Source organism: Coleofasciculaceae cyanobacterium (genome assembly GCA_036703275.1).
In the GTDB taxonomy this organism is placed as follows: domain Bacteria; phylum Cyanobacteriota; class Cyanobacteriia; order Cyanobacteriales; family Xenococcaceae; genus Waterburya.
This window is the reverse complement of record DATNPK010000025.1, coordinates 70,295-93,959: the sequence shown is the minus strand read 5'-3', so window position 1 is coordinate 93,959 and position 23,665 is coordinate 70,295. Positions and strand designations below refer to the sequence as shown.

Annotated in this window: 23 protein-coding genes, 1 other RNA gene, 1 pseudogene and 1 riboswitch; of the genes and pseudogenes, 15 read left to right on the top strand and 10 right to left on the bottom strand. The window is 38.9% G+C overall.

From position 1 onward, the window contains the following. Window positions 1–15 precede the first annotated feature (15 nt). The 3 genes from V6C71_05620 to V6C71_05610 all read left to right on the top strand — a co-directional run bounded on the left by V6C71_05620 (window position 16) and on the right by V6C71_05610 (window position 3,201). A complete protein-coding gene (locus V6C71_05620; protein HEY9767973.1) occupies window positions 16–915 on the top strand; it encodes a J domain-containing protein in 900 nt (299 codons plus the stop codon). 349 nt (window positions 916–1,264) lie between these two features. Next, on the top strand, window positions 1,265–2,935 hold the full coding sequence (locus V6C71_05615; protein HEY9767972.1) for a transglutaminase family protein: 1,671 nt from the start codon (window positions 1,265–1,267) through the stop codon (window positions 2,933–2,935). A gap of 5 nt (window positions 2,936–2,940) precedes the next feature. Then, on the top strand, window positions 2,941–3,201 hold the full coding sequence (locus tag V6C71_05610; GenBank protein ID HEY9767971.1) for a hypothetical protein: 261 nt from the start codon (window positions 2,941–2,943) through the stop codon (window positions 3,199–3,201). Between the two features lie 10 nt (window positions 3,202–3,211). On the opposite strand, the gene V6C71_05605 is transcribed toward V6C71_05610, so the two are convergent. Next, on the bottom strand, window positions 3,212–5,110 hold the full coding sequence (locus V6C71_05605) for a hypothetical protein (protein HEY9767970.1): 1,899 nt from the start codon (window positions 5,108–5,110) through the stop codon (window positions 3,212–3,214). Window positions 5,111–5,441: 331 nt separating this feature from the next. Next, a riboswitch (TPP riboswitch) is annotated at window positions 5,442–5,537 on the top strand. Between the two features lie 7 nt (window positions 5,538–5,544). Between V6C71_05605 and thiC the strand changes: the two genes are divergently transcribed. Further along, the gene (thiC, locus tag V6C71_05600; protein ID HEY9767969.1) at window positions 5,545–6,927 is read left to right on the top strand and encodes a phosphomethylpyrimidine synthase; all 1,383 of its coding nucleotides are present in this window, start codon (window positions 5,545–5,547) and stop codon (window positions 6,925–6,927) included. Between the two features lie 587 nt (window positions 6,928–7,514). Continuing rightward, a complete protein-coding gene (locus tag V6C71_05595; protein HEY9767968.1) occupies window positions 7,515–7,997 on the top strand; it encodes a phosphotransferase in 483 nt (160 codons plus the stop codon). A gap of 29 nt (window positions 7,998–8,026) precedes the next feature. Here V6C71_05595 and V6C71_05590 read toward each other — a convergent pair whose 3' ends face one another. From V6C71_05590 to V6C71_05580, 3 genes are all read right to left on the bottom strand, one after another. Next, window positions 8,027–8,980, bottom strand: a complete 954-nt coding sequence (locus V6C71_05590) for a glycerate kinase (GenBank protein ID HEY9767967.1) — start codon at window positions 8,978–8,980, stop codon at window positions 8,027–8,029. A gap of 8 nt (window positions 8,981–8,988) precedes the next feature. Beyond that, complete coding sequence (locus V6C71_05585; protein ID HEY9767966.1) at window positions 8,989–9,342, bottom strand: DUF565 domain-containing protein; 354 nt, start codon at window positions 9,340–9,342, stop codon at window positions 8,989–8,991. Between the two features lie 89 nt (window positions 9,343–9,431). Further along, the gene (locus tag V6C71_05580; protein ID HEY9767965.1) at window positions 9,432–10,040 is read right to left on the bottom strand and encodes a DUF3611 family protein; all 609 of its coding nucleotides are present in this window, start codon (window positions 10,038–10,040) and stop codon (window positions 9,432–9,434) included. Window positions 10,041–10,346: 306 nt separating this feature from the next. Here V6C71_05580 and rnpB point away from each other — a divergent pair. Next, window positions 10,347–10,849, top strand: an RNA gene (gene rnpB, locus V6C71_05575) — RNase P RNA component class A. A gap of 28 nt (window positions 10,850–10,877) precedes the next feature. Further along, on the top strand, window positions 10,878–11,630 hold the full coding sequence (gene rnc, locus V6C71_05570) for a ribonuclease III (protein HEY9767964.1): 753 nt from the start codon (window positions 10,878–10,880) through the stop codon (window positions 11,628–11,630). 132 nt (window positions 11,631–11,762) lie between these two features. On the opposite strand, the gene V6C71_05565 is transcribed toward rnc, so the two are convergent. Together V6C71_05565 and V6C71_05560 are read right to left on the bottom strand one after the other, a co-directional pair. Continuing rightward, window positions 11,763–11,948, bottom strand: a complete 186-nt coding sequence (locus V6C71_05565; GenBank protein HEY9767963.1) for a hypothetical protein — start codon at window positions 11,946–11,948, stop codon at window positions 11,763–11,765. 700 nt (window positions 11,949–12,648) lie between these two features. Beyond that, a complete protein-coding gene (locus V6C71_05560; GenBank protein ID HEY9767962.1) occupies window positions 12,649–13,611 on the bottom strand; it encodes a transposase in 963 nt (320 codons plus the stop codon). Between the two features lie 451 nt (window positions 13,612–14,062). On the opposite strand from V6C71_05560, the gene V6C71_05555 reads away from it, so the two are divergent. Both V6C71_05555 and V6C71_05550 read left to right on the top strand, forming a co-directional pair. Next, the gene (locus V6C71_05555; GenBank protein HEY9767961.1) at window positions 14,063–14,815 is read left to right on the top strand and encodes a HEAT repeat domain-containing protein; all 753 of its coding nucleotides are present in this window, start codon (window positions 14,063–14,065) and stop codon (window positions 14,813–14,815) included. A 21-nt stretch (window positions 14,816–14,836) separates the two neighbouring features. After that, window positions 14,837–15,445, top strand: coding sequence for a flavin prenyltransferase UbiX (locus V6C71_05550; GenBank protein ID HEY9767960.1), 609 nt, complete (start codon window positions 14,837–14,839; stop codon window positions 15,443–15,445). An 87-nt stretch (window positions 15,446–15,532) separates the two neighbouring features. On the opposite strand, the gene V6C71_05545 is transcribed toward V6C71_05550, so the two are convergent. After that, a complete protein-coding gene (locus V6C71_05545) occupies window positions 15,533–16,084 on the bottom strand; it encodes a hypothetical protein (protein ID HEY9767959.1) in 552 nt (183 codons plus the stop codon). Between the two features lie 161 nt (window positions 16,085–16,245). Here V6C71_05545 and V6C71_05540 point away from each other — a divergent pair, with 161 nt between their 5' ends. After that, complete coding sequence (locus V6C71_05540) at window positions 16,246–17,412, top strand: M23 family metallopeptidase (protein ID HEY9767958.1); 1,167 nt, start codon at window positions 16,246–16,248, stop codon at window positions 17,410–17,412. A gap of 89 nt (window positions 17,413–17,501) precedes the next feature. Here V6C71_05540 and V6C71_05535 read toward each other — a convergent pair whose 3' ends face one another. Further along, window positions 17,502–17,993 (bottom strand): cupin domain-containing protein, encoded by a 492-nt coding sequence (locus V6C71_05535; GenBank protein ID HEY9767957.1) that lies wholly within the window; start codon window positions 17,991–17,993, stop codon window positions 17,502–17,504. A 20-nt stretch (window positions 17,994–18,013) separates the two neighbouring features. Further along, the gene (locus V6C71_05530) at window positions 18,014–18,481 is read right to left on the bottom strand and encodes a hypothetical protein (GenBank protein HEY9767956.1); all 468 of its coding nucleotides are present in this window, start codon (window positions 18,479–18,481) and stop codon (window positions 18,014–18,016) included. 201 nt (window positions 18,482–18,682) lie between these two features. Here V6C71_05530 and V6C71_05525 point away from each other — a divergent pair, with 201 nt between their 5' ends. The 5 genes and pseudogenes from V6C71_05525 (at window position 18,683) to V6C71_05505 (ending at window position 22,101) form a co-directional block, all read left to right on the top strand. Further along, on the top strand, window positions 18,683–19,045 hold the full coding sequence (locus V6C71_05525) for a hypothetical protein (GenBank protein HEY9767955.1): 363 nt from the start codon (window positions 18,683–18,685) through the stop codon (window positions 19,043–19,045). Between the two features lie 72 nt (window positions 19,046–19,117). Beyond that, a pseudogene (locus V6C71_05520) lies at window positions 19,118–19,213 on the top strand (hypothetical protein). Window positions 19,214–19,270: 57 nt separating this feature from the next. Next, window positions 19,271–19,405 carry a hypothetical protein gene (locus V6C71_05515; GenBank protein HEY9767954.1) on the top strand — a complete coding sequence of 45 codons (135 nt, stop codon included), beginning with the start codon at window positions 19,271–19,273 and terminating at the stop codon, window positions 19,403–19,405. A gap of 193 nt (window positions 19,406–19,598) precedes the next feature. Further along, the gene (locus V6C71_05510; GenBank protein HEY9767953.1) at window positions 19,599–20,342 is read left to right on the top strand and encodes a DUF1995 family protein; all 744 of its coding nucleotides are present in this window, start codon (window positions 19,599–19,601) and stop codon (window positions 20,340–20,342) included. 67 nt (window positions 20,343–20,409) lie between these two features. After that, on the top strand, window positions 20,410–22,101 hold the full coding sequence (locus V6C71_05505; protein HEY9767952.1) for a hypothetical protein: 1,692 nt from the start codon (window positions 20,410–20,412) through the stop codon (window positions 22,099–22,101). Window positions 22,102–22,450: 349 nt separating this feature from the next. Here the strand turns inward: V6C71_05505 and V6C71_05500 are convergent, their stop codons facing one another. Then, complete coding sequence (locus tag V6C71_05500; GenBank protein HEY9767951.1) at window positions 22,451–23,602, bottom strand: response regulator transcription factor; 1,152 nt, start codon at window positions 23,600–23,602, stop codon at window positions 22,451–22,453. Between the last annotated feature and the right edge of the window lie 63 nt (window positions 23,603–23,665).

Genomic DNA, 23,665 nt, shown 5'->3' with positions numbered 1-23,665 from the left:
ACTAACAACTGAGATATGCAGGAAGTGCGTAACTATTATGAAATGCTGGGCGTTGATAAAAATGCCCCTAGTAATGAGATTAAAAAAGCTTATCGCACATTAGCCATCAAATATCATCCCGATCGCAATTTGGGCAACAAAGCTGCTGAAGAGAAATTTAAAGATATTGTCGAAGCCTACGAGGTTTTGTCAGACCAAACTAGGCGGGTGCAGTACGATCAGTCGATCACTCGCAAAAACTTTATCAACAAGGCTGGTTCTTTTAGTAACTTTGGTCGCAATAATCGCTCAGAAACAAAAGGTGGTACTGCCGAACGTTCCCGCGTTAGAGTAGACAGCCAGGATTATAGTCCTGGAACTACCAAAAGAGAAAGAGTCGTCCGTTCCACTACCCAGCGTCGCGATATTGAAGCTAAATTGACCTTGGGTTTGGATGAGGCTTATCGGGGAGGCAAAAGAAAAATACGCTTAGAGGATGGCAGATCTTTAGAGGTAGATATGCCAGCGGGAATGTTCAATGGGCAGCGCATTCGCCTCAAAGGGCAGGGCATTGAAAACGGAGATCTATATCTTAAGATTACCGTGGCACGTCATCCCTTCTTTGAGATTCAGGGAGAAAATATTTATTGCCAAGTTCCTGTTACGCCGAGTGAAGCAATTTTGGGTAGCGCGATCGAAGTTCCGACTATTGATGGTTTAGTTAAGGTTAGCATTCCTAATGGAGTGCGATCGGGTCAGAGATTACGCCTGGCAAATAAAGGCTACTTTGGTAAATTGGGAAATAGAGGCGATCAGCTAGTAGAAATTCAAATTGTTGCGCCTCAAGAAATTAGCCCTAAAGAAAAGGAATTATATGAAAAATTAAGAGAATTAGAGCAGTTTAATCCCCGTAAAAATATTATTAAGAATCTCTAGCTTTGGCAAATAGCAGCTGATTTGCCTAGTAAGTACTATCTTAAGATATTTCAAAAGTTTACAAAAGTATATTTTGCTCAATATTCGACGCGATCGCCTACAATTTGCTTACTAGGTAGAACAAAGGTATTATTCTCACTGCCCCGAAACAGCTAAAATACTTAGCATCTTTAAATCGACCCTTCTTAGTGTAGTTATGCAGTTTCTGATGCAGAATACTTGACCTTTTATAGGATACCGTATAAGTCTCTAGCTAATTTTAAGGATTGGCAATTAATTCAAACTACTAATTGTTTTAATCTGGATTAGAAGACGGTAATTACAGTTTTAGGATTTTGACCTGATTAAGATGATGACTGATTCCAATGTTTCTGTGATGGGGAACAAAACTACCATTAGACCGATCGCAGCAAGTTCAATCCACGGCATCGTATTTCACGAAGGCTTGATTTGGGCGATAGATTCTCATAATGGTTATTTATTACAAATCGATCCAGAAACAGACAACACCACAATTGTGAATACCCGTAATTGGTCGGATTTTTTGGGTGCGACAGGTTTAGCCATAAGCGACAATATTTTATGGTTTACCAACCGAGAATGTGTTTATTGTTGTTCTTTAATCACCAAAGATTTTGAACCGCAATTATTTTTACGTTTAGATAACGATATTGACGGAATTGCTGTCTGGGAATCGACGATCTACCTTACTAGTCAAAAGCAAGGCAAAATTCTCATTTACGATCGCCATCGCGCTACTAAAATCACTCATTTTTATGCCCCTGGAATTGGATTAGAAAACATCACCGTCAAAGAAGAAGAAATTTGGCTGACGGACACCTTGGAGCAAACTGTTTATTGTTTGGATCGAGCTACAGGAGAAACAATCTTTAGTCTGTTGACTCCCTTCCCATCGCCTACGGGACTTGCTTTTCAGACTGATGCGGAAGGAAAAGAAACTTTATATGTGGCATACGCCGATCGCGAAATCTATATCCGCGATAATCCTAACGCCGAACCCAACTACGAATTACAATATCGCGATCTTACCTTCATTCATCCCCTCTACTTTTATTACAACCACGAGCAAAACTTTGCACTCTCCAATGGCTATCTAGTTGAGATGTCCTATACCGAAGAGATTTCTCCTCTCGATCCGATTGAAATTAAAGATTTACAATGGCGAATCGCTTTACCCGCCGAGACAGACAGACAAAAGATTCGCGAGGTTATGGCGATCGGGCTACCCTTCAAAGAAGAGATTAAAGATGGGCAGCGAATCGCTGTATTCGAGTTCGATAATTTTAATTCCGAACAGCGTCACCTTTTTGGCTGGAAGGCAGTTTTAGAAGTTTGGAGTATCAAATACCAGCTCAAACCCGATCATTGCCAAAACATACCCCAACTTACGGCTGAATTTAAACAAAAGTATCTCACAGACAACGATAATTTGGCAATGGATACGGAAATTATTCGTCAGGCTGCCAAAATTGCGATCGGTTCGGAAACCAATCTCTTGCGTCAAGTTTACAGTATTCGCAACTATGTCTACGACAAACTAGCCTATGGTATTAAACCTCATATTGACACTCCAGATATTGTTCTCAAGCGGGGAGTAGGTTCATGCGGGGAATATCTCGGCTTGCTCTTAGCTTTGTGCCGTCTCAACGGTATTGCCTGTCGTACCGTCGGCAGATATAAATGTCCTGGCGATCCTTTCAAGCAAAACATACCTTTACAGCCCGACTATAATCATGTCTGGATGGAGTTTTATCTTCCTGGCTACGGTTGGCTACCAATGGAATCCAATCCCGACGATCTTTTTGAGGGAGGACCATATCCTACCCGCTTTTTTATGGGACTGTCTTGGTATCATGCAGAGATGGCCAAAGATACTTCTTTTGAAATCATTACCAGTGAAGGAGTCAAGATAGAGAAAGAAACTGCTTCCATTGGCGAATTATCCCTTAACCACATTCGCTTTATAATTCTAGACGAGTTGCAGCCAACCTCAAATTAATTGAAATGATTAGTACGATCAAAAACTTAGATGTGGTTGGCAAGCAAACCAATTATCCCTGTTTATCTGTGGACATAATTAGCCCAAAGCGATCGCAGTTGCCCGAAAAACCAACTCCCGCCAACAAAACCACTACAATACCTACCGATCAACCTATCTGTCTTTATCTATTAACTTTTATACAGCCAGATCTCAGACGGATCAGTTCACTACTAAATGTCCGATTACTTTTGCTCAATCGTCTAAACACTAGTTTGAATAATTAATATATCAAGACTAAAGATCGATCTTAAAGATACAGAGGTTTTTGTCTGCTTCTAGAACATCTGTACCTCTTAGTATTGCTTCAGAGGGAGGAAAATTATCGCTCAAATTTGGATCGGTAATTACGTTAATTTTTAAATGTGGGTATCGTTTAGCTAAATCTAAACCTAAGATTTTTTGATATTTTTGACTACTAGAAGCATTTTGGCATTTGATAATAGTCAAGCTATTAATATCTTCAAGATGATTGGTAGAAACTAGCTGATATTTTCCTATTGGTTGCGCTTGCAAATACAAAGTCTTATCAATATGTAAAATTATATGAAATATTAACAATACTGAACAAGTTAATTGGAAAATGCGCGATTTTTGATGATAAAAGCGATCGCGAAACCATAAAACTGTAGGCAAAGTAGCAACGGTAGCTAGAGGGTATAAAATAGAAACGGCAAATTTACCCAAGCGGTAGGTATATTCTAAAGGGATATAGGCTAAAAGATAAACCAGATAAACCCCGACTACCAGCGCAGCAGCGATTAAGTCTTTAAAACAAACGCTATTAGTTTTTTTATTGTTCTTCAAATCGAGTAGATTGCGATAAATTGTTTTGAGAACAAACCCACAGAAAATAGCACCCACCACAATATTAAACCAGACTCCGAAGTCCTTAATGTTAGGCATTGGCTTAGGTTTTTCCTGAACTAAACTCCAAGGATTTAATGGCACAAAATTTTTACCATGTTCTGTCAAAGCGTTTAAGTTTACTGATACTTCATTTAAGTTAATTTGATGTCTAAATAAAATACAGCAGATTAAAATACTTATTCCAGCAGATAGCATTACCTTGCTAAAATTAATAATTCCTAAATATGGTTGCAAATACAGCTCGTATCGATAAATAAATAAGGTAGCGAGATAAAAAATTAAGGCAACAGGCAAGAAGACAAGATAAAAAGAAAATATATTAAGAATAAAGCTAAATAATAAAATGCTTTCGGCATAGAAGGGATATTTATTGATATTTAAGCAAATTCGACGAGCAGCAGTTAGACTTAAAATAAAAATTATGACAAATAAAGCATTAGATAGATAGGAGCTAATAATCAGCCAAAAAACCGAAGGAGAAGCGATCGCCCAAATAATTGCTGCGATAGTTCCTTTTTTAGATAAGCTTTGTCTCTGGTAATTAAAATTTTGCCAGTTACCAAATAAGCTTAAAAATAGGCTACAGCCTAATAAACCTTGAAACCAGGTAATTCCCAATACTGTATTTGGTGAACCATAAACAATGATTGACCCGATAAAAGAACTAAGCTTTTTGGGACTATCTTGTAAATAAAAACAGGCAGGTTGATTATCAAAGCTGACGTTATTAACTGTATAAGCAGCAAATCTTCGCACATAAAACCACATATCGCCATTGCCATTGACTAATAGTCGATCTACGCCTTGATTTATCTCAGGATCGATTGCCAAATATCCCCAAACAGAAAATGCTAAACACCAAATAGTTGCTATCAGAAAAATTACCCAATTAGAGCGATAATATCGTTCGCCCAAAAAATTGCTGCTGCTTTTAATTCGCTTAGGAATAAATAAAAATAAACCTAAAACAATTACCTCGGTAATTAAAAAACTTGGAATACTATGCTGGCAATTTTGCCCCATTGTACTAACTAAAGAGGCGATCGCTATCGGGCATAACCCCAAAAGAATTACTTCAGTTTCTGTAGCAATAGATAACCAATTCTTAGCCCTAAGATTAGACCGACTGCGATTAACAATACGCGAAGTAATTAAATCGAAGATTCCTAATAAAGTTTTGCCATTAAAATGAACAATTAACCATACTAAAAAACTGATGCCCGCGCTGCCGACAAAAACTCTAAAAATTATAAGCAAGCTTTCCATATACAAAATAGATTAATTCTGAAGCTAGAGCCGTACTATTATCGATCAATTAATTAGCCCAAATCATACTAATTGCTGCACAAAACTGTCAAACCGACTCTCGATTATTTCGACAATAAAATTAATCATGTTTGAGAGAAATATAAAATTGCTGGATACATTAGCCAGCAGTCGAGTAAAACAGTACAAAATAACTAAATCAGGAACCAAACTGGTCAAGAAATTTATTAAGCTTTTGTTAACGCCTAAATTTAAGAAATAATGCTTTGAATTAAGAAATGATTACTTTGTCGATCACGGTGAAACGATGACTTAAATAGTGTTAGAATTCGCATGTAGCTAGGGGTGCCTCAAGATTTGGGCTGAGATATACCCTAAGAACCTGAGACTGGTTAGCACCAGCGTAGGGAAGCTGTTTATAGAGGAATCAAAATATGAGAACGCAATGGGTTGCCAAGCGACGAGGACAAGGCAATGTATCTCAGATGCACTATGCGCGTCAGGGAATCATTACTGAAGAGATGCAGTATGTCGCTACCAAAGAACGTTTATCAGCAGAATTAATTCGTGATGAAGTAGCTAGAGGCAGAATGATTATTCCTGCCAATATCAATCACACTAACCTAGAACCAATGTGTATTGGTATTGCTTCTAGCTGTAAAGTGAATGCCAATATCGGTGCTTCTCCTAACTCTTCTGATATTAAAGAGGAAGTGGCAAAGCTTGAGTTGGCGGTTAAATATGGTGCAGACACTCTAATGGATTTGTCCACAGGGGGAGGAAATCTAGATGAAATTCGCACGGCTATAATCAACGCCTCACCAATTCCCATCGGTACTGTGCCAATTTATCAAGCATTAGAAAGCGTTCACGGCGATATCGACAAACTTAGTGCCGATGACTTTCTCCGTATTATTGAAAAACATGCTCAACAGGGTGTGGACTACATGACTATTCACGCAGGTATCTTAATCGAGCATCTGCCATTAGTTAAAAACCGTTTGACGGGTATTGTCTCCCGTGGCGGCGGAATTATCGCTCGCTGGATGCTACACCATCACAAGCAAAATCCTCTCTATACTCATTTTGATGAGATTATTGAAATCTTTAAAAAATATGATGTTTCCTTTAGTTTAGGTGACTCATTGCGTCCTGGTTGCGCTCACGATGCTAGTGACGAAGCACAGTTAGCTGAACTAAAAACCTTGGGTCAATTAACTCGTCGTGCCTGGGAACATGATGTTCAGGTGATGGTAGAAGGTCCTGGTCATGTGCCAATGGATCAAATTGAGTTTAACGTCAAAAAACAAATGGAAGAGTGTAGCGAAGCACCTTTCTACGTTTTAGGCCCATTAGTTACAGATATTGCACCTGGTTATGACCATATCACCTCGGCAATTGGCGCAGCCATGGCTGGTTGGTACGGTACAGCAATGCTATGTTACGTTACTCCTAAAGAGCATCTTGGCTTACCTAACGCCGAAGATGTTCGTAACGGTTTAATCGCCTATAAAATAGCGGCTCATGCAGCAGATATTGCCCGTCATCGTCCAGGTGCTAGAGATCGAGATGATGAGCTTTCTAAAGCACGCTATAACTTCGATTGGGAGAAACAGTTTGAACTGTCTCTAGATCCAGAAAGAGCGAAAGAATATCATGATGAAACTCTTCCCGCAGATATTTATAAAACAGCTGAGTTTTGTTCGATGTGCGGTCCTAAATTCTGTCCGATGCAAACTAAAGTTGATGCCGATGCGTTAACCGAGTTAGAAAAATTCTTGGCACAGGAAGAAGAGAAGGAAACTGTTAAAAGTTAATAGACAATTGACAATTGATAATTATAAATAAATTTGATTATGGAGTAGGTGATAATAAAGCCTACTTTTTTTATTGTAAAAAATTTGATTATGGAGTTGGCTTTGCATACCCTACGGTTGGCAATCTAAACGATATTAAGTATTGTGACACCAGAAATAAAATCAAAATTGAAACAGAATGAGATAAGCGATCGCCTGTTGTGTAACCCTCAATTCACAATTCATTCTAATATTTAATTTGCAGAATTTTTGAGAATTAAATCACAACTAATTCAATGAACTCTTATAATGACTAAACTCCTCTTGTTGGAGGTAATGTTAATTCAGTTGCTCTCAAAGACAATATAGTTCGGCGTAAGCTTACAGCAGGAAGCCCTGCTATTCACCAGTTACTTAAATATCTCGAAGCCAAAAATTTTCAGCGTGTTCCTAGACTTCTCGATCGCGACGATGACTATGAATATCTTTCTTATCTTCCTGGCGAACCAATTTTTAGACCTTGGTGTGAAGCAATTAAGACTGATGAATTTATCGGACACTTAGGTGAATGGCTCAAAAGTTATCATGATGTTGTTGCTGAGTTTAGGTTGAAAGATGATGCTCAGTTTAGCTGGGGACTAACCTCACCAGAGTCTGACACGATCGTTTCTCACGGAGATTTAGGCCCTTGGAACTGTATTCAGAAAAATGGTAAATTTCAGGGAATTATTGATTGGGACTTGGCACGTTATGGCTATGCCATAGACAATGTGGCGGAGTTTGTTTTTGAGTTCATTCCTTTTCATCCGAATCTTCAAGAAATAACAGGAAAGCAAGTATCAGATGAAAGTCTTAAAAGACGTTTAGAAGTTTTTTGTGAAGCCTATGGACAGATAAAACCTGAAGAAATTTTGGAGCATATTCCTGTTTACCTAACTCGGATGAATGCAGATTTGAGGAAGCAAGCTAAATTGGGTGTTGAACCTTTTGTTTCATTTGTTGCAGGAGGTATTGCAGACAAATTAGATAGACATAAAGCTTATGTATTATCCCATTGGTTAAATTATCAAAATCAGCCGCCTGCTTTATAAAATTGCTAGCCTTACTTTTAGCGATCGCTTTAGGAATTCGTTTGCCGATAAATTCTGCCTAAAGAGCGATCGCTTTTGATCTCCACTACCAGATCTGCGGTACTAGTTAAAGGCTTGATAAACAATTCTGGATGGAGAGACTTCCAGAAATACTCCACAAAGCGATCGCATTCCTCATCACTCATACCAGTTTTACCTGTAGCAATCATTTTATGTTCCGCTTCTTTACGCCACTGTTTACTAAGACAATAATCTTCAGGATACAAAACAATTAAACTGTCTAATTGTGACCACAAAGGCAAATAGGCTCGTAAACGCTGATTACAATCTAAAGCAAATTGCCGATCATCTGAGGTGTTAATTGGCGCAGGAGAATCATTAAAGTAGTCTTCTTTTATGGGTTGTACCCCCACAAACCAACCTTCAAACAATAAAATATCAGGCTTGGCTATAATTTCTGACTTGGTGCGATCGCCTGCTCCATTAACAGCAGATTTATCAAAACGAGGCATTAAAATCTGTATAGAGTTATCTTGCTGTAAACACTGACTAATTATCTTTAAACCCAAATTAAGATCATGAGTCCCAGGAGGGCCACGCCAGATCAGCCTCGAGTCTTGCTGTTGCAAAACTTGTCTTTCAGCATAGGTCAGATACAGATCGTCGATCGACACAGTAGCAACAGAAAAACCTAAATAATTGAGGATCAGTTTAAGTATTATGCACAAGGTAGTTTTCCCTGTTCCCTGACTCCCCAAAACCCCCTGGATTAAAGTCCTGCCTAGTTCTTGCTTCGCCGTAGCTAAATCCAATGCGGTAGGTAGCCACAACCGTTCTAAGTTGGTTAAGACTCGCTGACGATCTTGTATTCCTAAACTGCGACAGACTGCAACTACTTCAGTAGATAACTTGATAAAATACGCCGATCTTACTCCACGAGCGATTAAATCTTTTAATCTTGGGCGCTCAACCTCCTCTTTCATTCCTCAATTTATGACCCTATTTTGAAGGCTTCTATAAACAGACTATAGATCAAACCAATTTTAAATAAATTCAACGCATCAACATAGAGCGATCGCCTTTTAGGTAATGCGTCTTTTTCTTGACGGTTGCGACGACTATAAACCAACTTACTGACAAATTCGGTAAATATCAATAAGATAACTGCTGCCGAAACATCCCAAACCGCAGCGGCTCCAGCAGTTGTGGAAATTGCCGAACCCATAAAAAATCCCAAGAGAATGCTAATCAAGCTTAGAGAAACTCGTCGCCAAGGATTATTAAATAATTGATCGAGGCGATCGCCAATAGTATCTACTAAACTGTTTAGACGAGTACGTTGCATTTTTAATTAAGGTTTGAGCCGCACGAAATATATTGTGTGTACTGTGTGTCTGGATTGGTGAGGGAAAAAGATTAGTATTTCAACCGTACTTATTTATCGATACGAGTGTAAAGCCATAGAGAGCTAACTAACCCCGCAAAGTGGGCAAAGATCACATTAATACAGGCTTGGATAATAAATACATCCAAAGAATTAACAAACTCTGTATTGGATTGATTATTAAAAACTTTAGCTGGATCGAAAGCCAAAGTCTTGGAAAGAACAATACCAGCGATCGTTTCCGCACCCAAGATAGTAATTAATGTACCAGCCAGACTAGTAATCACACCAATTTGAATTATTTTAATCGTGGTAGATTTCTTGGGTGGAGTAACATTAGGTGTCGCAAATTTATTGGCTATTTTGCCGTATCTAAAAGAAATACAAATTCCGACGATCAGACAAATCAATCCACAAACGGCACAAAACAGACTAAACCCAACTCCAGAGTTACTTCTTTCGGCTCGATTCGTGATGGCCAAAGCCAGAGTAACCGAGGAAACTACCCCAAAGAATATTTGAACCCAAAACCCAGCTAAACCAGCCCATTTTAGAGCCGTAGCTGCTCGACGCATCCGTGATGATTTTGATAGCGGAGGAGAAGTAGAACTAGAATTAGTCTTGCTCTCAAAAGGGGTAATTTCTGATTCTTTACTCATGGTCAAATTATCCTAGATAAATAAATATACATTTAACTCACTTAACTATTAATTTTAAGAGGTATTGCTGGGCGCATCATTGTTGATCGAACCTGGAGCAGAAAAAGTTTACAGCGTACAATCCGAAGCAATGCTGCGTCTTACCGCGACGCAGCGGGTTTTATGCCCTTGTGGTACATAAAACCCGTCTTGATAATCTGTGCATACGTCTTGGGTTATAAACAGTATAACTATCACTTAGATCTACATAAATTAGCAATTTTATTTGAGGTTATATATCAATCAATAATAAACTAGATAAATGAGAGAGTTGGTGAGGTGGTTGCAAGTTTGTCCTTTGAGGCAGATTTGAGGAAAGTCCGGACTCCCAAAAGACCAGACTTACTGGGTAATTCCCAGTGCGAGCGATCGCGAGGATAGTGCCACAGAAAAATACCGCCAATTTAAAATGCAAGGGCAGTTCACGAACTGTCCTTACGGTTTTGGTAAGGGTGCAAAGGTGCGGTAAGAGCGCACCAGCAGTATCGAGAGGTACTGGCTCGGTAAACCCTGGTAGGGAGCAAGGTCGAAGGGGTTATGGTTGGTCTTTTTCCCATCCCGATTTAGGTCAGGTTCTCCGTCTGGAACAGGAGAAGCGACCCCGCGAGGGAAACTCGCGCCAAGAAACGCGCCCGAAAAGACAGGAATTGCCTGACCGTTGGTGAACCGCAAGAGGTGTTTGGCAACAGACATCCTAGATAGATAACTACCCTCAAATCAAAGTTATGTTGGTTTGAGAACAGAATCCGGCTTACGTTCCAACTCTCTCTCTTTCCCCCCAATGATGACACGCCCTAAATGTTTGAAGACCCTAGACGACAAAAACAACTCCAAATATTAATCCAAAAGTTAGGGTTACCTGCCACTGCGCCGATTAACTGGTCTTTATTAGATTTGGCATTGACCCATCCCAGTATTTCTCGAACCCATAATTACGAACAGCTTGAATTTGTTGGTGATTCGGTAGTGCGCCTAATTTCGGCTGAATTATTACTGGAAATTTATCCTCAAGAGCCAGTCGGAGAATTTGCAGCAATTCGTTCCATCTTGGTTAGCGATCGCGTTTTGGCTCAATTAGCCGAAAGTTATGGCATTGAACCTTATCTGACAATTGGTAACAATGCTACAGGCAACCCCGCAGGTAGGCAATCTTGGTTAGCTGATGCTTTTGAAGCAGTGTTGGGCGCGCTATATCTTAGTACTCATAATATGGATTTGATTCGTCCGTGGTTAGATCGAGTGTTAAAAACCAAAGCCGAAGAAGTTCGTAACGATCCTGCACGTTTTAACTATAAAGACGCGCTTCAGGAATGGACTCAGAGAAAATATAAAATTTTGCCCGAGTATAAGGTAGCAGAAAATAGGGAGCTTAAATCATTACTGCCAAAAGAGAATCAAGCTAAATTAGCTCATTATTCAGGCGATCGCTTTGTAGCGGAAGTCTGGTTTCAAAATCGCTGTTTAGGTAAAGGTTATGGTCAATCTAAAAAAGCTTCAGAACAAGCTGCTGCCAAGGAAGCCCTTTTATTTATAGAGGATCTTGAAGCATAATTCTTGGTAATGAGTAATAAGTGATTATCTTAATCCTGCTTGAGATTGTTCCTCGTTCAAACAATCAGACAGTAGTATGGAAATTTGAACCTTCCTTCGGCATAGCCGAGGGATTCCCTTATAGGCTCGACTCTAGACATCAAAAATGTCCGCGATCAAACGCCATTCCAGGGCTACTTGAAGCACGGGCGCACCGACCGCACTAATTTCTAATCCTCTATTTCTTACTATTTGAGCTGCTGCTACGTTAGGGGTCGAGCCAGAGATCGCTCTCTGACACTCCCATTCAAAACCGTGCTTGCGACTTTCACCGCACACGGCTCCTCCTGGCTTTTCGGTAATTTGTATTTTGTTCCTTTTTTATCCCACACTCTATCAAAGATAGGTGTATTAGGTATATTAAGAACTACTTATTTCCCTACTCAGACTCAGGGCTGCACGTCAGCATATCTCAGACATTACATCCATCCTTGTCAGGCATTACCTGTTATTTCAGGTTAAGCATTGGCTTTTTACAGCATCCTACTCCCATATTTCATACGCTTCACATCTGGTTTATCAAGATAAGGTCTTGATAGAAATATGGGGTTATCCCGTTCCCTAAACTCATTTCACGTTGTTCTTAGTTCCTAATCTGTATCCCGAGAGGTCTATTGATGATAAAATATTAACTCTTTCAATTTAATATTCTTTTTTTTTTTCTTAAGAGACATAAGAAACACATACCTCTATTTGCCTTTTGGCGTAGTGTATAAGCCGTTCCACTACTTGCAAGTTACGAGACTTACGATTAATTAGACCTTGTTGAACATAAACAGCTTTCCTTGCAGAGTTACCAATTTCGGCTATTAGCTATCTGCTTTTATCCTAGCTCTGCACCACTATGATGTTACCTAGGAGCACATAGGATATGGGTTCAAACGTATCATTCATCGGTAGGAATTTAACCTACATGAGTCTAGAGTTATTGTATTTTCTAGGTTCTAGTTAATCCCCTCAGCGTTCCTACAAATTGTAGTTAGGCTGAAACGGGTCGCACATCTCTATCTTGCTCATATCCACATTCTGAACACTTATGCACTCTTTGTGCTAATGTCTTCTTGCCCGTGTAAGTACCGCAGTTAGGGCATATTTGAGATGTATAATCTTTGTTGACCTTAGCAAAATAGGTATCAGTTTTGCTACAGACATATTCTAAAATATTAAAGAATTGTCCTAATCTCATATCCAGAGATTGCTTACAGAATAATCCTCTACTCCAAGCAACAAAGTTAATATCTTCTACAAATATCATTCCTACCTTCTGGCAAAGCTTATAAGCAAGTTTAAAATGGTATTCTTTTCTTCTATTAGCAACAGCTTCATGTAGTAATGCAATTCGATGTTGTAATTTCTTCCAGTTGTTAGAGCCTATAGTTCTCCTTTTAAGCCTTCTTTGTAGTAATTCAATCTTACGCAGTGCTTTATCTAAGAACTTAGGTCTTGGAAGTATTAATCCATCAGAAGTTGCAATCATACTTTGAATGCCTACATCAATTCCTACAGCATGACCGTGAGGAATTGGTTTAACAACATCAACATCTAATTCAATCATTACATTGGCATAGTAACCACTGGCTTTTTTAATGATTTGAACTTGTTTAATCTTAAATCCTTCAGGAATATCCCTAGACTTTCTCAACTTAATTGATTTAAGTAATGGCATCTGTAGATAATTTTTATCTACAGATATTCTGCCAAGTATATTAAAAGACTTTAAGTTCTTTCTAAATCTAGGGAAGCCCATCTTTTTAGACTTCATCTCATTAAATGCTCTATCTAACTTACGCAATGTTTGCTGCATCGCTTGAGCATTACCAGACTTAAGAAAAGCATTTGTTTTCTTGGCTTTAGTTAATTCAGCAGATTGAGTATGATAGGAAGGATATTCAAACGGTTCAACAATATATTCACTCTTGAGTGAATATATTGTTAATCTCACAACTACGGCTGTTTTACCAAAGCTTACGCACGTAAAGAGCGTGATTCCAAACAGATTTACAAACCTTAAGGTTATGCTCAATCAGTTCTATTTGTTTAGTTGTAGGCTGTAATTTGTAGTTGTAAATGAGATTAAACATTTCGACCTAAATGTTGTATTGTTATTACTCATTAATATGCTATAGATTTTACAATTCAAACTATTGTTTTGTAAAATTTAGTAATTAAATGTCGCTTACATAAGGGGCTGTCATCTGAAGTAAATTCAGATGCTTGAAAGCCCAGTCCCATCACTAAAAGCACTCCGTCCCTAAGCTTCAGGAAACCTCAAGCATAGGGACGGAGCAAGAAGTGAGGGAACGATCGCGACGAAAGATAAAAAGACGTAAAATATTAGACTTTAACAACCTGCCAGGAATTAGATAATCACAGAGCGATCCCAAGTATAAGTAATAATGAAAAATGACGAACTAAATTTTATCGAAGCTGAACTAACCAGTCCTCTAGATCATATTGATTCGGTAGATTCTGAAGCTAAAATTCCTCCTCCAAATCCAGAGCGAATGCTAGAGTTGCTGAAATCTGATACAGCTTCAGACAAAATGTTAGCGGCAAGGGCATTTTGTGAATTAGAAGATCGGCGTTCTATTCCTCTATTGATCGAGCTATTAAATGATGCTTGTCCTTTAATTAGAGTCAGCACTACCTACGCTTTGGGTCGAAACACCGATCGTAGTGCGGTCGAGCCATTAATTGAGCTATTAGCCAAAGATTTTAATGGTTATGTCCGCAAAGGAATAGTTTGGGCATTGGGCAACAGTAAAGATCGTCGCGCCCTCCAACCATTGCTCCACGCTCTAAAGACTGATATTTCAGCCGTAAGGCTTTGGGCAGCGAGTGGTTTAGCTCAGATTGCTCCTCTAAATTATGAGGATATTATTGCAGCCATTCCGCCTTTAATTCAGGGTTTGAGAAGAGATAAAACTTCAGCAGTGCGGAGTAACTGCGCCTGGGCAATTGGGCAACTATGCCGAGAGCTACCATCTAACGTAGTTTATGCTACGGCGATCGATGCTTTAATTGAATCTTTAGTCGAAGATGATGATTTTGGGGTTAAGGATGACGCAAGAAGTGCTATTCTCAAGGTCGGCGATCCTGGTGGTTTACAGATGATCGAAGAACTAGAGTTTGAAGGATTGATTTAAGGATTAGTTAATAAATATTACATGACCAAACCCTTGATTGTCGGAGTCAGTGGTGCTTCGGGACTGATTTATGCTGTGCGCACTTTAAAATATCTGTTGGCTGCTGAGTACACAATTGAATTAGTAGCTTCTCGTGCTACTTATATGGTTTGGCAAGCAGAAGAAAACATTAAGATGCCCGCAGAACCAGAAAAACAAGAGCTTTTTTGGCGATCGCAAGCTGGGATAAAATCAGGAGGAACGCTTAATTGCCATCGTTGGGGTGATGTGGGAGATAATATTGCTAGTGGTTCTTTTCGTACTTTAGGAATGGTAATTATTCCCTGTAGCATGAGTACTGTCGCCAAAATTGCCGCAGGACTAAGCTCAGATCTATTAGAAAGAGCAGCGGATGTGCAGCTCAAAGAAGGTAAACCTTTGGTTGTTGTTCCCAGGGAAACTCCATTGAGCTTAATTCATTTACGTAACCTAACTGCCTTAGCTGAAGCTGGGGTGAAAGTTGTACCAGCAATTCCCGCCTGGTATCATCATCCTAAAACTATTAATGATTTGGTTGATTTTGTTGTAGCTCGAACTTTGGACACTCTAGATATCGACTGCATTCCCCTAGAGCGTTGGAAAAGTAAATAATTTTCCTGAGCTATTAAAAGCGATCGCTTTAAAAAAGAGGGTTAACTTTAAAATGTTTTAAGAGCTAAGAGCTTACCGCGAAGCGGTTTAATTGGTGACGGGCGTAGCTTTAGTTACCGAGCCATTGTTTACCCCCATAGTGAAGCTTAAAGGTGTGTCTGGATAAGCTTTGGCTACTTGCCGATAGACAGAATAGTTAGTGGGTAAGTTGAGTCTTTCGCCCTCTCGGTCAAATTTGACTCGATACTCCACGTCTTGTCCTAATTCCAGCCTGCCAATTTTTTCGGAAGGTTGTTTTTTTCTCGCTTCTATTTCATCGATGGATGGTTTGGGAGGCAATTTGGGCCACCAAATTCCCGTGTTGTCATCTTGTAATACTGCACCTTCAGGCTTTTCTCCATTAACGTTAACTAGTGAAGTTGACTCAAACTCCTCATAGCGTCCCCCTTTGTTTTCTGTCGGAGCGTTGGCATAGTTTACTCGCCAGGTGTAGGTAGTCTTGGCGGTTGCTTCGTATTGGCCTGCACCTGATTCTGATGTGCCACAACTATTAAGAGCGATCGCCAAACTAAGAACTGCCGTAGTTAAGCAGATGCGATTAAATGTTCTGCGAGGAAACAATTTGGATGCTTGTATCATATGTATTTTTACCACACTAGATGTTAGTAATATTTCCGATCGCTTATTCAATTTGATATTTGAAAAAGCTCAGAAATATGTGAATATATGTAAGGACTTTGTTATCTATCTAAGTAAATATTACTAGAGTCAAATACCCAAATATTAAACTAGCTTCAAAAATGGTGAAGACTATAGCTTTAGGATTATTGATAGCGGGAATAACGCCGATCGCTCTGGCTAACTCTACTGTAATAAATATGGATAATCAGCAGCAAGTCGTTGACTTGGCTCAACCAAAAATTGCTCATCCTGGTTTGAGTTCAGCCTGTAAGGCGTCGGATTTAGCAGTTAATTGCCTAGCTAATAATGCTTTGGGAAAACTAGAAGAAATTCACCAACGTTCAGAGATAATCTCTAACTCAGATTTATGGCTACGGCAAGTTGCTAATATTTTATTACCCAACGCGCTTTTTAATGACTGTCAAGAGCGATCGCTACAGAAAACAGAGTATGTTAATGGACTACTAGATTACGGCAATAGGACTGAGCAATTATTCAATTCGCAGCAGCAAACCTCTCTACTGTATGCTGTCTCTGTCGAACCAACACTTAACAATACCGAGCTTTCCCAGTCATTATTAGGCAAATTAATCAATCCAGGATGCGTTTTTTCTTGGCAACAGCGAGTCGATCGAGAAGCAATTGCATTAAAGCCAGTCAAATCTACCAAATTGGATTATCAATACGAAAGCTTTCAAAGTTCTTCACCAGCGTCAATTTCCAAGCCTTTATCGCCCAAATTGCCAAAATTATTTCCTAAATTGTCCCGTAGTAGTCTAATTGTGTCTTTTCCACAGGCAAATAGCTCTTTTATTCCCAAAAATACCAAGCTAGCTAATCCAGCCCCCGAGACTAAACGCATTGCTAGTCCTTTTGGTTGGCGCATAAGACCCTATAGTAATCAGCTACAGTTCCATCAGGGTATTGACTACGGTGCTCCCTATGGTTCTCCTGTGGTCGCAATTGGTAATGGAATTGTTACTAAAGTAGTTTCTGGCTGTGCCGACTTTGGTAATTTGTTTTGTGGCGATCAATTAGGCAACTGGATTGAAATCGATCATGGCAATGGGTTAATTGGGACTTATGGTCATCTAAAAAATAGCTCAATTATAGTCAAAGCAGGAACGATAGTCTCGAAGAATCAGAATATTGCTCAGGTTGGTAGTTCTGGTTGGTCAACGGGAGCGCATTTAGATTTACGTCTCAAAGTTAATGGCAAACATGAAGATCCAGCAAAATATGTCATGGCAATTGACCTGAATAAAACAGATACTAATAAATATTAACTCTCGTGTCACTCTAGGCATAAGAGCTAAGAGGTATAAAAGAAACACATTGTACGTCATACATCAAACTACCAACGTCTAAATTGACATCAACTAGGCTTGATATAAGGCGACAATTCTGACCATAGTTCGGGAAAAGATGCTTGAAAAAAATCAGCTTGAGCAATTTCCAGATCGCGGTAGTCAAAGCCTGGAGCAACAGATTCACCTAGCAAACCGAATTCTCCTGCTGACAATACCGCAGCTTTCCAATAGCGTTTTGGTACAAGTAACTGAGCAACTTCTCCTTGGGCAAAATTAAGTCCTAATTTAACTTTTTTCAATTCTCCTGACGGACTAAGCAATATATAGGTAATGGGCGAACCAGCTTGGAAATAGTGGAGGATGTCTGATTCATTGCGATGCAAATAATCGATAGGGCGATCGTCGGTAAGTAAATAATAAATCGAGGTAAGTATACTGCGATCGCTTCCGACTCTATGGGTGGGTATCTCAATATCTGAGCGATAGCTTTCCACAAAATAGCCACCTTCTGTATGCTCGGTTAAAGATAGATGTTTAATCAAGTCATGTTTGTTCATTCTTTACGTCCGCCAAAACTTTATTTTTCTACTAAATTTAGTTCAATCTCTTGAGGATTTATCTTTAAGATTAAACGATCGCCGTAATTAAGTTGCGGTATTTTAGGAGCGATCGCTTCTAAAATTGAATCGTCTTGAAAATGTCCAATTTTAGTCTCAGGATGGGGGTAGTAAATCAATCCGTCATAGCTAATATTTTGATGCACCACCTGACAAGGGGAAAAAGAAAAAGTTTCCGCAGCATAGTCTGGATGCCACTTGACCAAAGGAAAGGTATATTTTGGCTGAACTAATTTAAAAGTATGAGGAGCGATCGAAATGTTTAACGTTCCCAAAAAGAAGCCACTGAGATCGAGTCCCAAAGCTTTAAACAAAGGAAGCTGCATCTCCAGCGTACCTCGTTCATAAGGACTAGCTGCGGCATTTCCTGAAGCTACCTGATGTCCTGGTTTAACTATTCCCGCCAGCGTCATAAAATTTGTTTCCATTCTCTATTCTCTACACTCTGCACACAAATTAAACATCTCGATCTTAAATAAATCGACGCAGTTATCGATCGAGATAGAGAAAATAGTTTTTGGCGATCGATTAAATAGCAGATCAAACGCTTAGAAGCCTAGCAATAGCTCTGGCAAAATCGTTAATAATTAGATTAGCAATATAATCTCGGTCAAGGGATTTATGTAGCCTTGGATTCTCAAGTAGCAATCTTTGGTAGCACTATTGCTAACAACTTCTCAGAAATTGTCGGTGGTGGAATCCATTTGGAAGCCAACGTAACAGCGATTGTCAACAACAGCACAATCTCCAATAATTCGGCACTTAATATCAACGGTATTTCCTCTTTTGACGCCATTAGCACCATTAAAGTCATCGATAGCTCTGTAACCGATGAAGTCCAAGCCAGCGTAGTGTTTGTTACTACTCCAGTAGTCAAAAGTCCTGCAAAACCTAGCCTAAAATTGACTGAAGTACATTGCTTCTATCAGTATGACCGTGGCTTCCACTTCTACACCGCAGACAGCAATGAAAGCAACGTAGTTAAGGCATAGTCTTAGGTAGGCAATCTAAGTTACAACTATGAAGGCACATCATTTGCTGATGCTGAGCAAGTCTATCGCTCCTTTAATTTAGAAACTGGAGCGCATCTATACACTATGGATGAAAACCAGAAAAGCTATATTCTCGGCAATCTAAGTAACTATACCCTAGAAGGTACTGCTTATTACGCGTTTGAGACTGAGCAAGAAAGCCTAAATACTATTCCAGTATACAGAATGCTCAACAGCGACAACGGAACTCATCTGTTCACTAGAGATAGTAACGAATTAGCCTACATCAAAGAAAACTTAGCTAACTTCTCTTTAGGAGATAGCGGCGTTGCTTTCTATTGTAATGGAAATTTAAACTAACCAATGCATCAGCACAGCACGAGCAGTCTAGTCTGGTTAAATTACTAATCAGACTGTTTTTTTAGTTACGAATGTTTCCCCAAGCGAAAAGCAGCTTGGTGAATAAAGCCGATCGCTTAAAAGTAAAAATACTTAGCAATTAAGCAGGACATCGATCGCTAAAATATAACTAATTTCTCTGGGCAATTAATTCATGAATACTTTTCCCGAAACTTTAGACGCAGCAGTTGAACAGGCAAAAGAAGCAACCCAAGCAGCGATCGCCGATGGCTATAAACTGATTCAGGTAGAATTAGTCATTCCTGAAATTGCGCTTAAGTCTGAAGCCTTAGCCTTAGAATTTGCCCAACTTTTTGCTGAGTCTGGTTCAAAGGTTAAGGTAATGTTTCCCGATACGGGTGCAGCCGCTTTAGCCAAACGTAACTGGGGAGAACAGCCGTTTCAAGTTACAGACATGGGTAGTCGCTTTACTTCAATTGAAACTCAAATTGCGGAAGAAGATGAAATATTTATTGTCGCTTGTCCTTCTGCGGTAGAGGTAGAGCGCGCCGAGAAGCTGAGTAAATTAGCAGGCGATCGCCTGGTGATTTTTTTGATTCCCCAATTAGAAGACGTGGCGATGGTTGGTATTGGATTGGCTGCACGACAGTTACGCGATCGCTTTATCAAAAATATTTATTCTTGTTATTATTTACGTCCTCTTGAAGATGGCGCAATTGTGCGTTGTCATCCCTCTGACTGGCAGGTATGGTTAGAGCGAGACTCTGGCTATGAGTTGGCTACGGAATTAGCTACTCAACCTATGGGAGAAGATTTGGAACGATTAATGATCCGCTTGACTAACCCCGAAACAGAAGATATTAATAGTAAGCAATCTAAAAAGAAAACTAGCTTGTTAGGTAATTTACAAAAGTTTCTCAAGGCTCTTAGTCAATAGTTTTTGGTTCTCGAAGCAACTATAGCTGCCAAGGTAATTTTAAAGTGGCTGTTTGCCTTAACGAGATATGTCTGATTCTTTTTTTTGTGGATCTAATAAAGTTTTGAGCGATTTTTTGGGCAAATCCCAATATAAATTTTGGCTAGCTGCCAGCATTGTTGTCGCGATGTTGTTTAGCCTATCGGGATTTGGAGTATCCCTAAAATCTTCCTATATTATTCAAGATGATGCTAGACAGCACGTTTTTTGGTTGCAGCGATTGAATGATTCTCAGCTATTTACCAACGATTTAATTGCTGACTATTTTAGCTCTGTCGCTCCAGTAGGCTACAAATTTTTATACTGGCTCGCTAATTTGTTCGGACTTGAACCGCTTGTATTCAATAAAATACTTCCTTTGTTGCTCGGCGTTGGCACGAGCATTTATGCTTTTTTAGTAACTCTAGAAATCTTTCCTCTTCCCTTGGCAGGGTTTTTGTCTAGTTTGCTCTTGAATCAAAATCTCTGGCTCTTAAACGATTTGGTTTCTGGTACTCCCAGAGCTTTTTTTTATCTTTTATTTCTCGGATTCGTTTATTATTTACTGCGTCAAAAATTATTTCCTTGTCTGCTGCTAATTATTTTGCAGGGTTTATTCTATCCCCAAGTAGTTTTAATCTCCGCAGGTATCCTTAGTCTCAATCTGATTACTCAACAACAAGACAGATATTTTTATTTAATCGGATTAATTACGGCAGTTTTTATCTTAGGAGTTTATCAACTACAAACTGCCGAATTTAGTCAAGTTGTAACTTTAGAAGCTGCCAAACGGCTACCGGAATTTTATTCAGGAGGAAGAAGCGAGTTCTTTGTAGATAATCCCTGGATTTTTTGGCTATCAGCGAAAAGAAGCGGATTTTTCCCTTTTGAATGGCAATATTCAGCAATGTGGGGCTTTGGCTTATCTCTGCCAATTATTAGTAGATTCCCGCGTAAGTTTCCTTTAGTCCGTAAAATCAACGTTAAAGTCAGGATTATTTGGCAAACACTATTTACTTCTCTGGGTTTATTTTTCCTGTCGCATTTACTGCTGTTTCGTTTACATCTACCCAGTCGCTATTCCCAACATACTTGGAGAATTGTTATTGCCTTAAGCACTGGAATTACTCTGGCTATACTGCTATCCCAACTTATTCGGCGAATGACTAATTTTTCTAAGATCAGTCAGTTGATTATCATGGCGATCGCCAGCGCGATCCTCTTGTATCCGACAATTAACGTTCAGTCTCGTTCTTATCGCCTTAGCTATCTTACAGGGCAAGCACCACAGCTTTATAAGTTCTTACAGCAGCAACCCAAAGATGTTGTAATCGCTAGCCTTAGTTTGGAAGCAGACTTTATCCCTAGCTTTGCCCAACGTACAGTCTTGGTTTCTAAAGAATACAGTATTCCCTATCATTGGGACTATTATGCCCAAATTCGTCAGCGAACTAAAGATTTGATTCAGGCTCAATATAGCTCTAATCAAGCCGATCTTAATCAGTTTGTTCAACAGTACCAGGTAAATTTATGGCTCATCGATCGAGGTGCTTTTACTCCTGAATACTTAAGCACAAACCCTTGGCTAACCCAGTTTCAGCCAGAAACGCCAAATGCGATCGCTTCTTTACAACAAGCCGAAGAACCTTCAATTATTAGTAAATTCGATCGATGCAGCGTTTTTCAAACTACAAAATTAAACCTTTTAGATGCTCAATGTATCGTCGAAGAGCATAGCTAAATAGCTTGATTATTTACCGAAATTAGCAATTAATACTATAGCCGTACAAAATTAGATTAGGACACAAAACGGACATCACGAGCTTTTGAGGTTTCCTCAAAAGACGTGTCCTCAACTACTGACTCGTAAGTAGTAATACCAATTATCAAAAGTGTCTAGATGAATAAGCAATTTATTAATTATTAAAATTAATTTATAAAAACATGACATGGACTTACTTTTGACCTTTGACTTTTAACTTAAAACTAAGTCTCTTGTTACTTTCGAGAAATTGTATAAGTAGCACGTGGCAATCAAATAAAATTGTCCTAACTTTTATACGTAGTGCTATAGCTGTGTATTTAATTAATTATGAAGAAAATACTTGATGAATAATCAAAACCGTAATTATTCCCAAAAATACTAATCCTGCATTTGCTAATAAACCTGTCTCATACCACTGTTTAATTACTGGGCATAATCGAGAGTGATGGTAAACTAATTTGGCTTGGCAGAATTTAATTTGCGGTTCGTATTGTGATGCTTTTAATTTATAAAGTCGAGCTATTTTAATTTTATATTTTAAGAATGGTGGTTTGTTGGTTATTTTCTGAAGATGATTTTTACTTTTTAATACTACTTTTAATAGTTGGTTTTGCTTACTTGTAGAGGTTGAATTTAGTTTTGAAGCTGAACCTTGAATAAGAGGAAAAGAAAAAAATTGATTAGTAACAACAGGTAAATTCTTTTCTTCGTTGGATTTTGATTGAGTATTGTGATTAAATTGACTATTATTGTAATTTGAGCCCAGAAGTTCAACTACATTATTCTGGTTAACTGTTTTGGCTAAGTTTAAATTAGAGAAATTAACTTCTGACTCTGGATTTTTGGGAATTGTCGGTTCAGATACATTAACTTTGCTAACTTCGTCTGGAGACAGCAAGGGTTGTTTTACAGAAGAAACTGAAATTATACTCTTTTCTTCAGCCTGCTTATATTCTGGCGTTTCTTTTGGCGGAAGATTTTCCACAACAGAATCATTTGATTTTCTGCTGTGATGAGCGATTTTTTGGTTCTCAGCCTCGGATTTACTTTTATGGAATTTAATATTACCAGGAGCGAAAATCTTAGCTAACAACCTAGACTCTATCTGAGAATATCCATTATTAACCGCTAAAATAGCTTGTTTCAAGTCCGTCATCAAACTATCTTTGAGCATATAGGCTCTAGCTCCTGCCATAAATGCCTGAGTCAAGTATTCTTCGTCTTCGTGGCTGCTAAGAATAATGACTTTTGTCTGAGGAGATGAATGATTGATATATTTAGTGGCAGTAATACCGTTCATTCCAGGCATTTCTATGTCAAGCAACACAATATCAGGAGACAAAAGCTCGACTTGCTTGAGAGCATTATGACCATCTTTTACTGTCCCAACTATGTGGAAATTTGAGTCTTGCTCTAATAGTGATTTAATTCCCTGTCTAACTAAATTTTGGTCGTCTACTAATAAAATACGAATCATATTAAGCCTAAATGTAAGTTATTTAAAAAATATTTAACTACTATTTGTTAATAAAACTATGTA

What these genes read in the sequence shown, in the direction of transcription:
- V6C71_05580 (HEY9767965.1), bottom strand. Translation starts at nt 10,040, where the DNA reads ATGAGTAAAGAATCAGAAATTACCCCTTTTGAGAGCAAGACTAATTCT.
- rnc (HEY9767964.1), top strand. Translation starts at nt 10,878, where the DNA reads ATGTTTGAAGACCCTAGACGACAAAAACAACTCCAAATATTAATCCAA.
- V6C71_05535 (HEY9767957.1), bottom strand. Translation starts at nt 17,993, where the DNA reads ATGAACAAACATGACTTGATTAAACATCTATCTTTAACCGAGCATACA.
- V6C71_05510 (HEY9767953.1), top strand. Translation starts at nt 19,599, where the DNA reads ATGAATACTTTTCCCGAAACTTTAGACGCAGCAGTTGAACAGGCAAAA.
- V6C71_05545 (HEY9767959.1), bottom strand. Translation starts at nt 16,084, where the DNA reads ATGATACAAGCATCCAAATTGTTTCCTCGCAGAACATTTAATCGCATC.
- V6C71_05500 (HEY9767951.1), bottom strand. Translation starts at nt 23,602, where the DNA reads ATGATTCGTATTTTATTAGTAGACGACCAAAATTTAGTTAGACAGGGA.
- V6C71_05550 (HEY9767960.1), top strand. Translation starts at nt 14,837, where the DNA reads ATGACCAAACCCTTGATTGTCGGAGTCAGTGGTGCTTCGGGACTGATT.
- V6C71_05515 (HEY9767954.1), top strand. Translation starts at nt 19,271, where the DNA reads ATGCTCAACAGCGACAACGGAACTCATCTGTTCACTAGAGATAGTAAC.
- V6C71_05530 (HEY9767956.1), bottom strand. Translation starts at nt 18,481, where the DNA reads ATGGAAACAAATTTTATGACGCTGGCGGGAATAGTTAAACCAGGACAT.
- V6C71_05540 (HEY9767958.1), top strand. Translation starts at nt 16,246, where the DNA reads ATGGTGAAGACTATAGCTTTAGGATTATTGATAGCGGGAATAACGCCG.
- V6C71_05585 (HEY9767966.1), bottom strand. Translation starts at nt 9,342, where the DNA reads ATGCAACGTACTCGTCTAAACAGTTTAGTAGATACTATTGGCGATCGC.
- V6C71_05620 (HEY9767973.1), top strand. Translation starts at nt 16, where the DNA reads ATGCAGGAAGTGCGTAACTATTATGAAATGCTGGGCGTTGATAAAAAT.
- V6C71_05615 (HEY9767972.1), top strand. Translation starts at nt 1,265, where the DNA reads ATGATGACTGATTCCAATGTTTCTGTGATGGGGAACAAAACTACCATT.
- V6C71_05505 (HEY9767952.1), top strand. Translation starts at nt 20,410, where the DNA reads ATGTCTGATTCTTTTTTTTGTGGATCTAATAAAGTTTTGAGCGATTTT.
- V6C71_05590 (HEY9767967.1), bottom strand. Translation starts at nt 8,980, where the DNA reads ATGAAAGAGGAGGTTGAGCGCCCAAGATTAAAAGATTTAATCGCTCGT.
- V6C71_05605 (HEY9767970.1), bottom strand. Translation starts at nt 5,110, where the DNA reads ATGGAAAGCTTGCTTATAATTTTTAGAGTTTTTGTCGGCAGCGCGGGC.
- thiC (HEY9767969.1), top strand. Translation starts at nt 5,545, where the DNA reads ATGAGAACGCAATGGGTTGCCAAGCGACGAGGACAAGGCAATGTATCT.
- V6C71_05610 (HEY9767971.1), top strand. Translation starts at nt 2,941, where the DNA reads ATGATTAGTACGATCAAAAACTTAGATGTGGTTGGCAAGCAAACCAAT.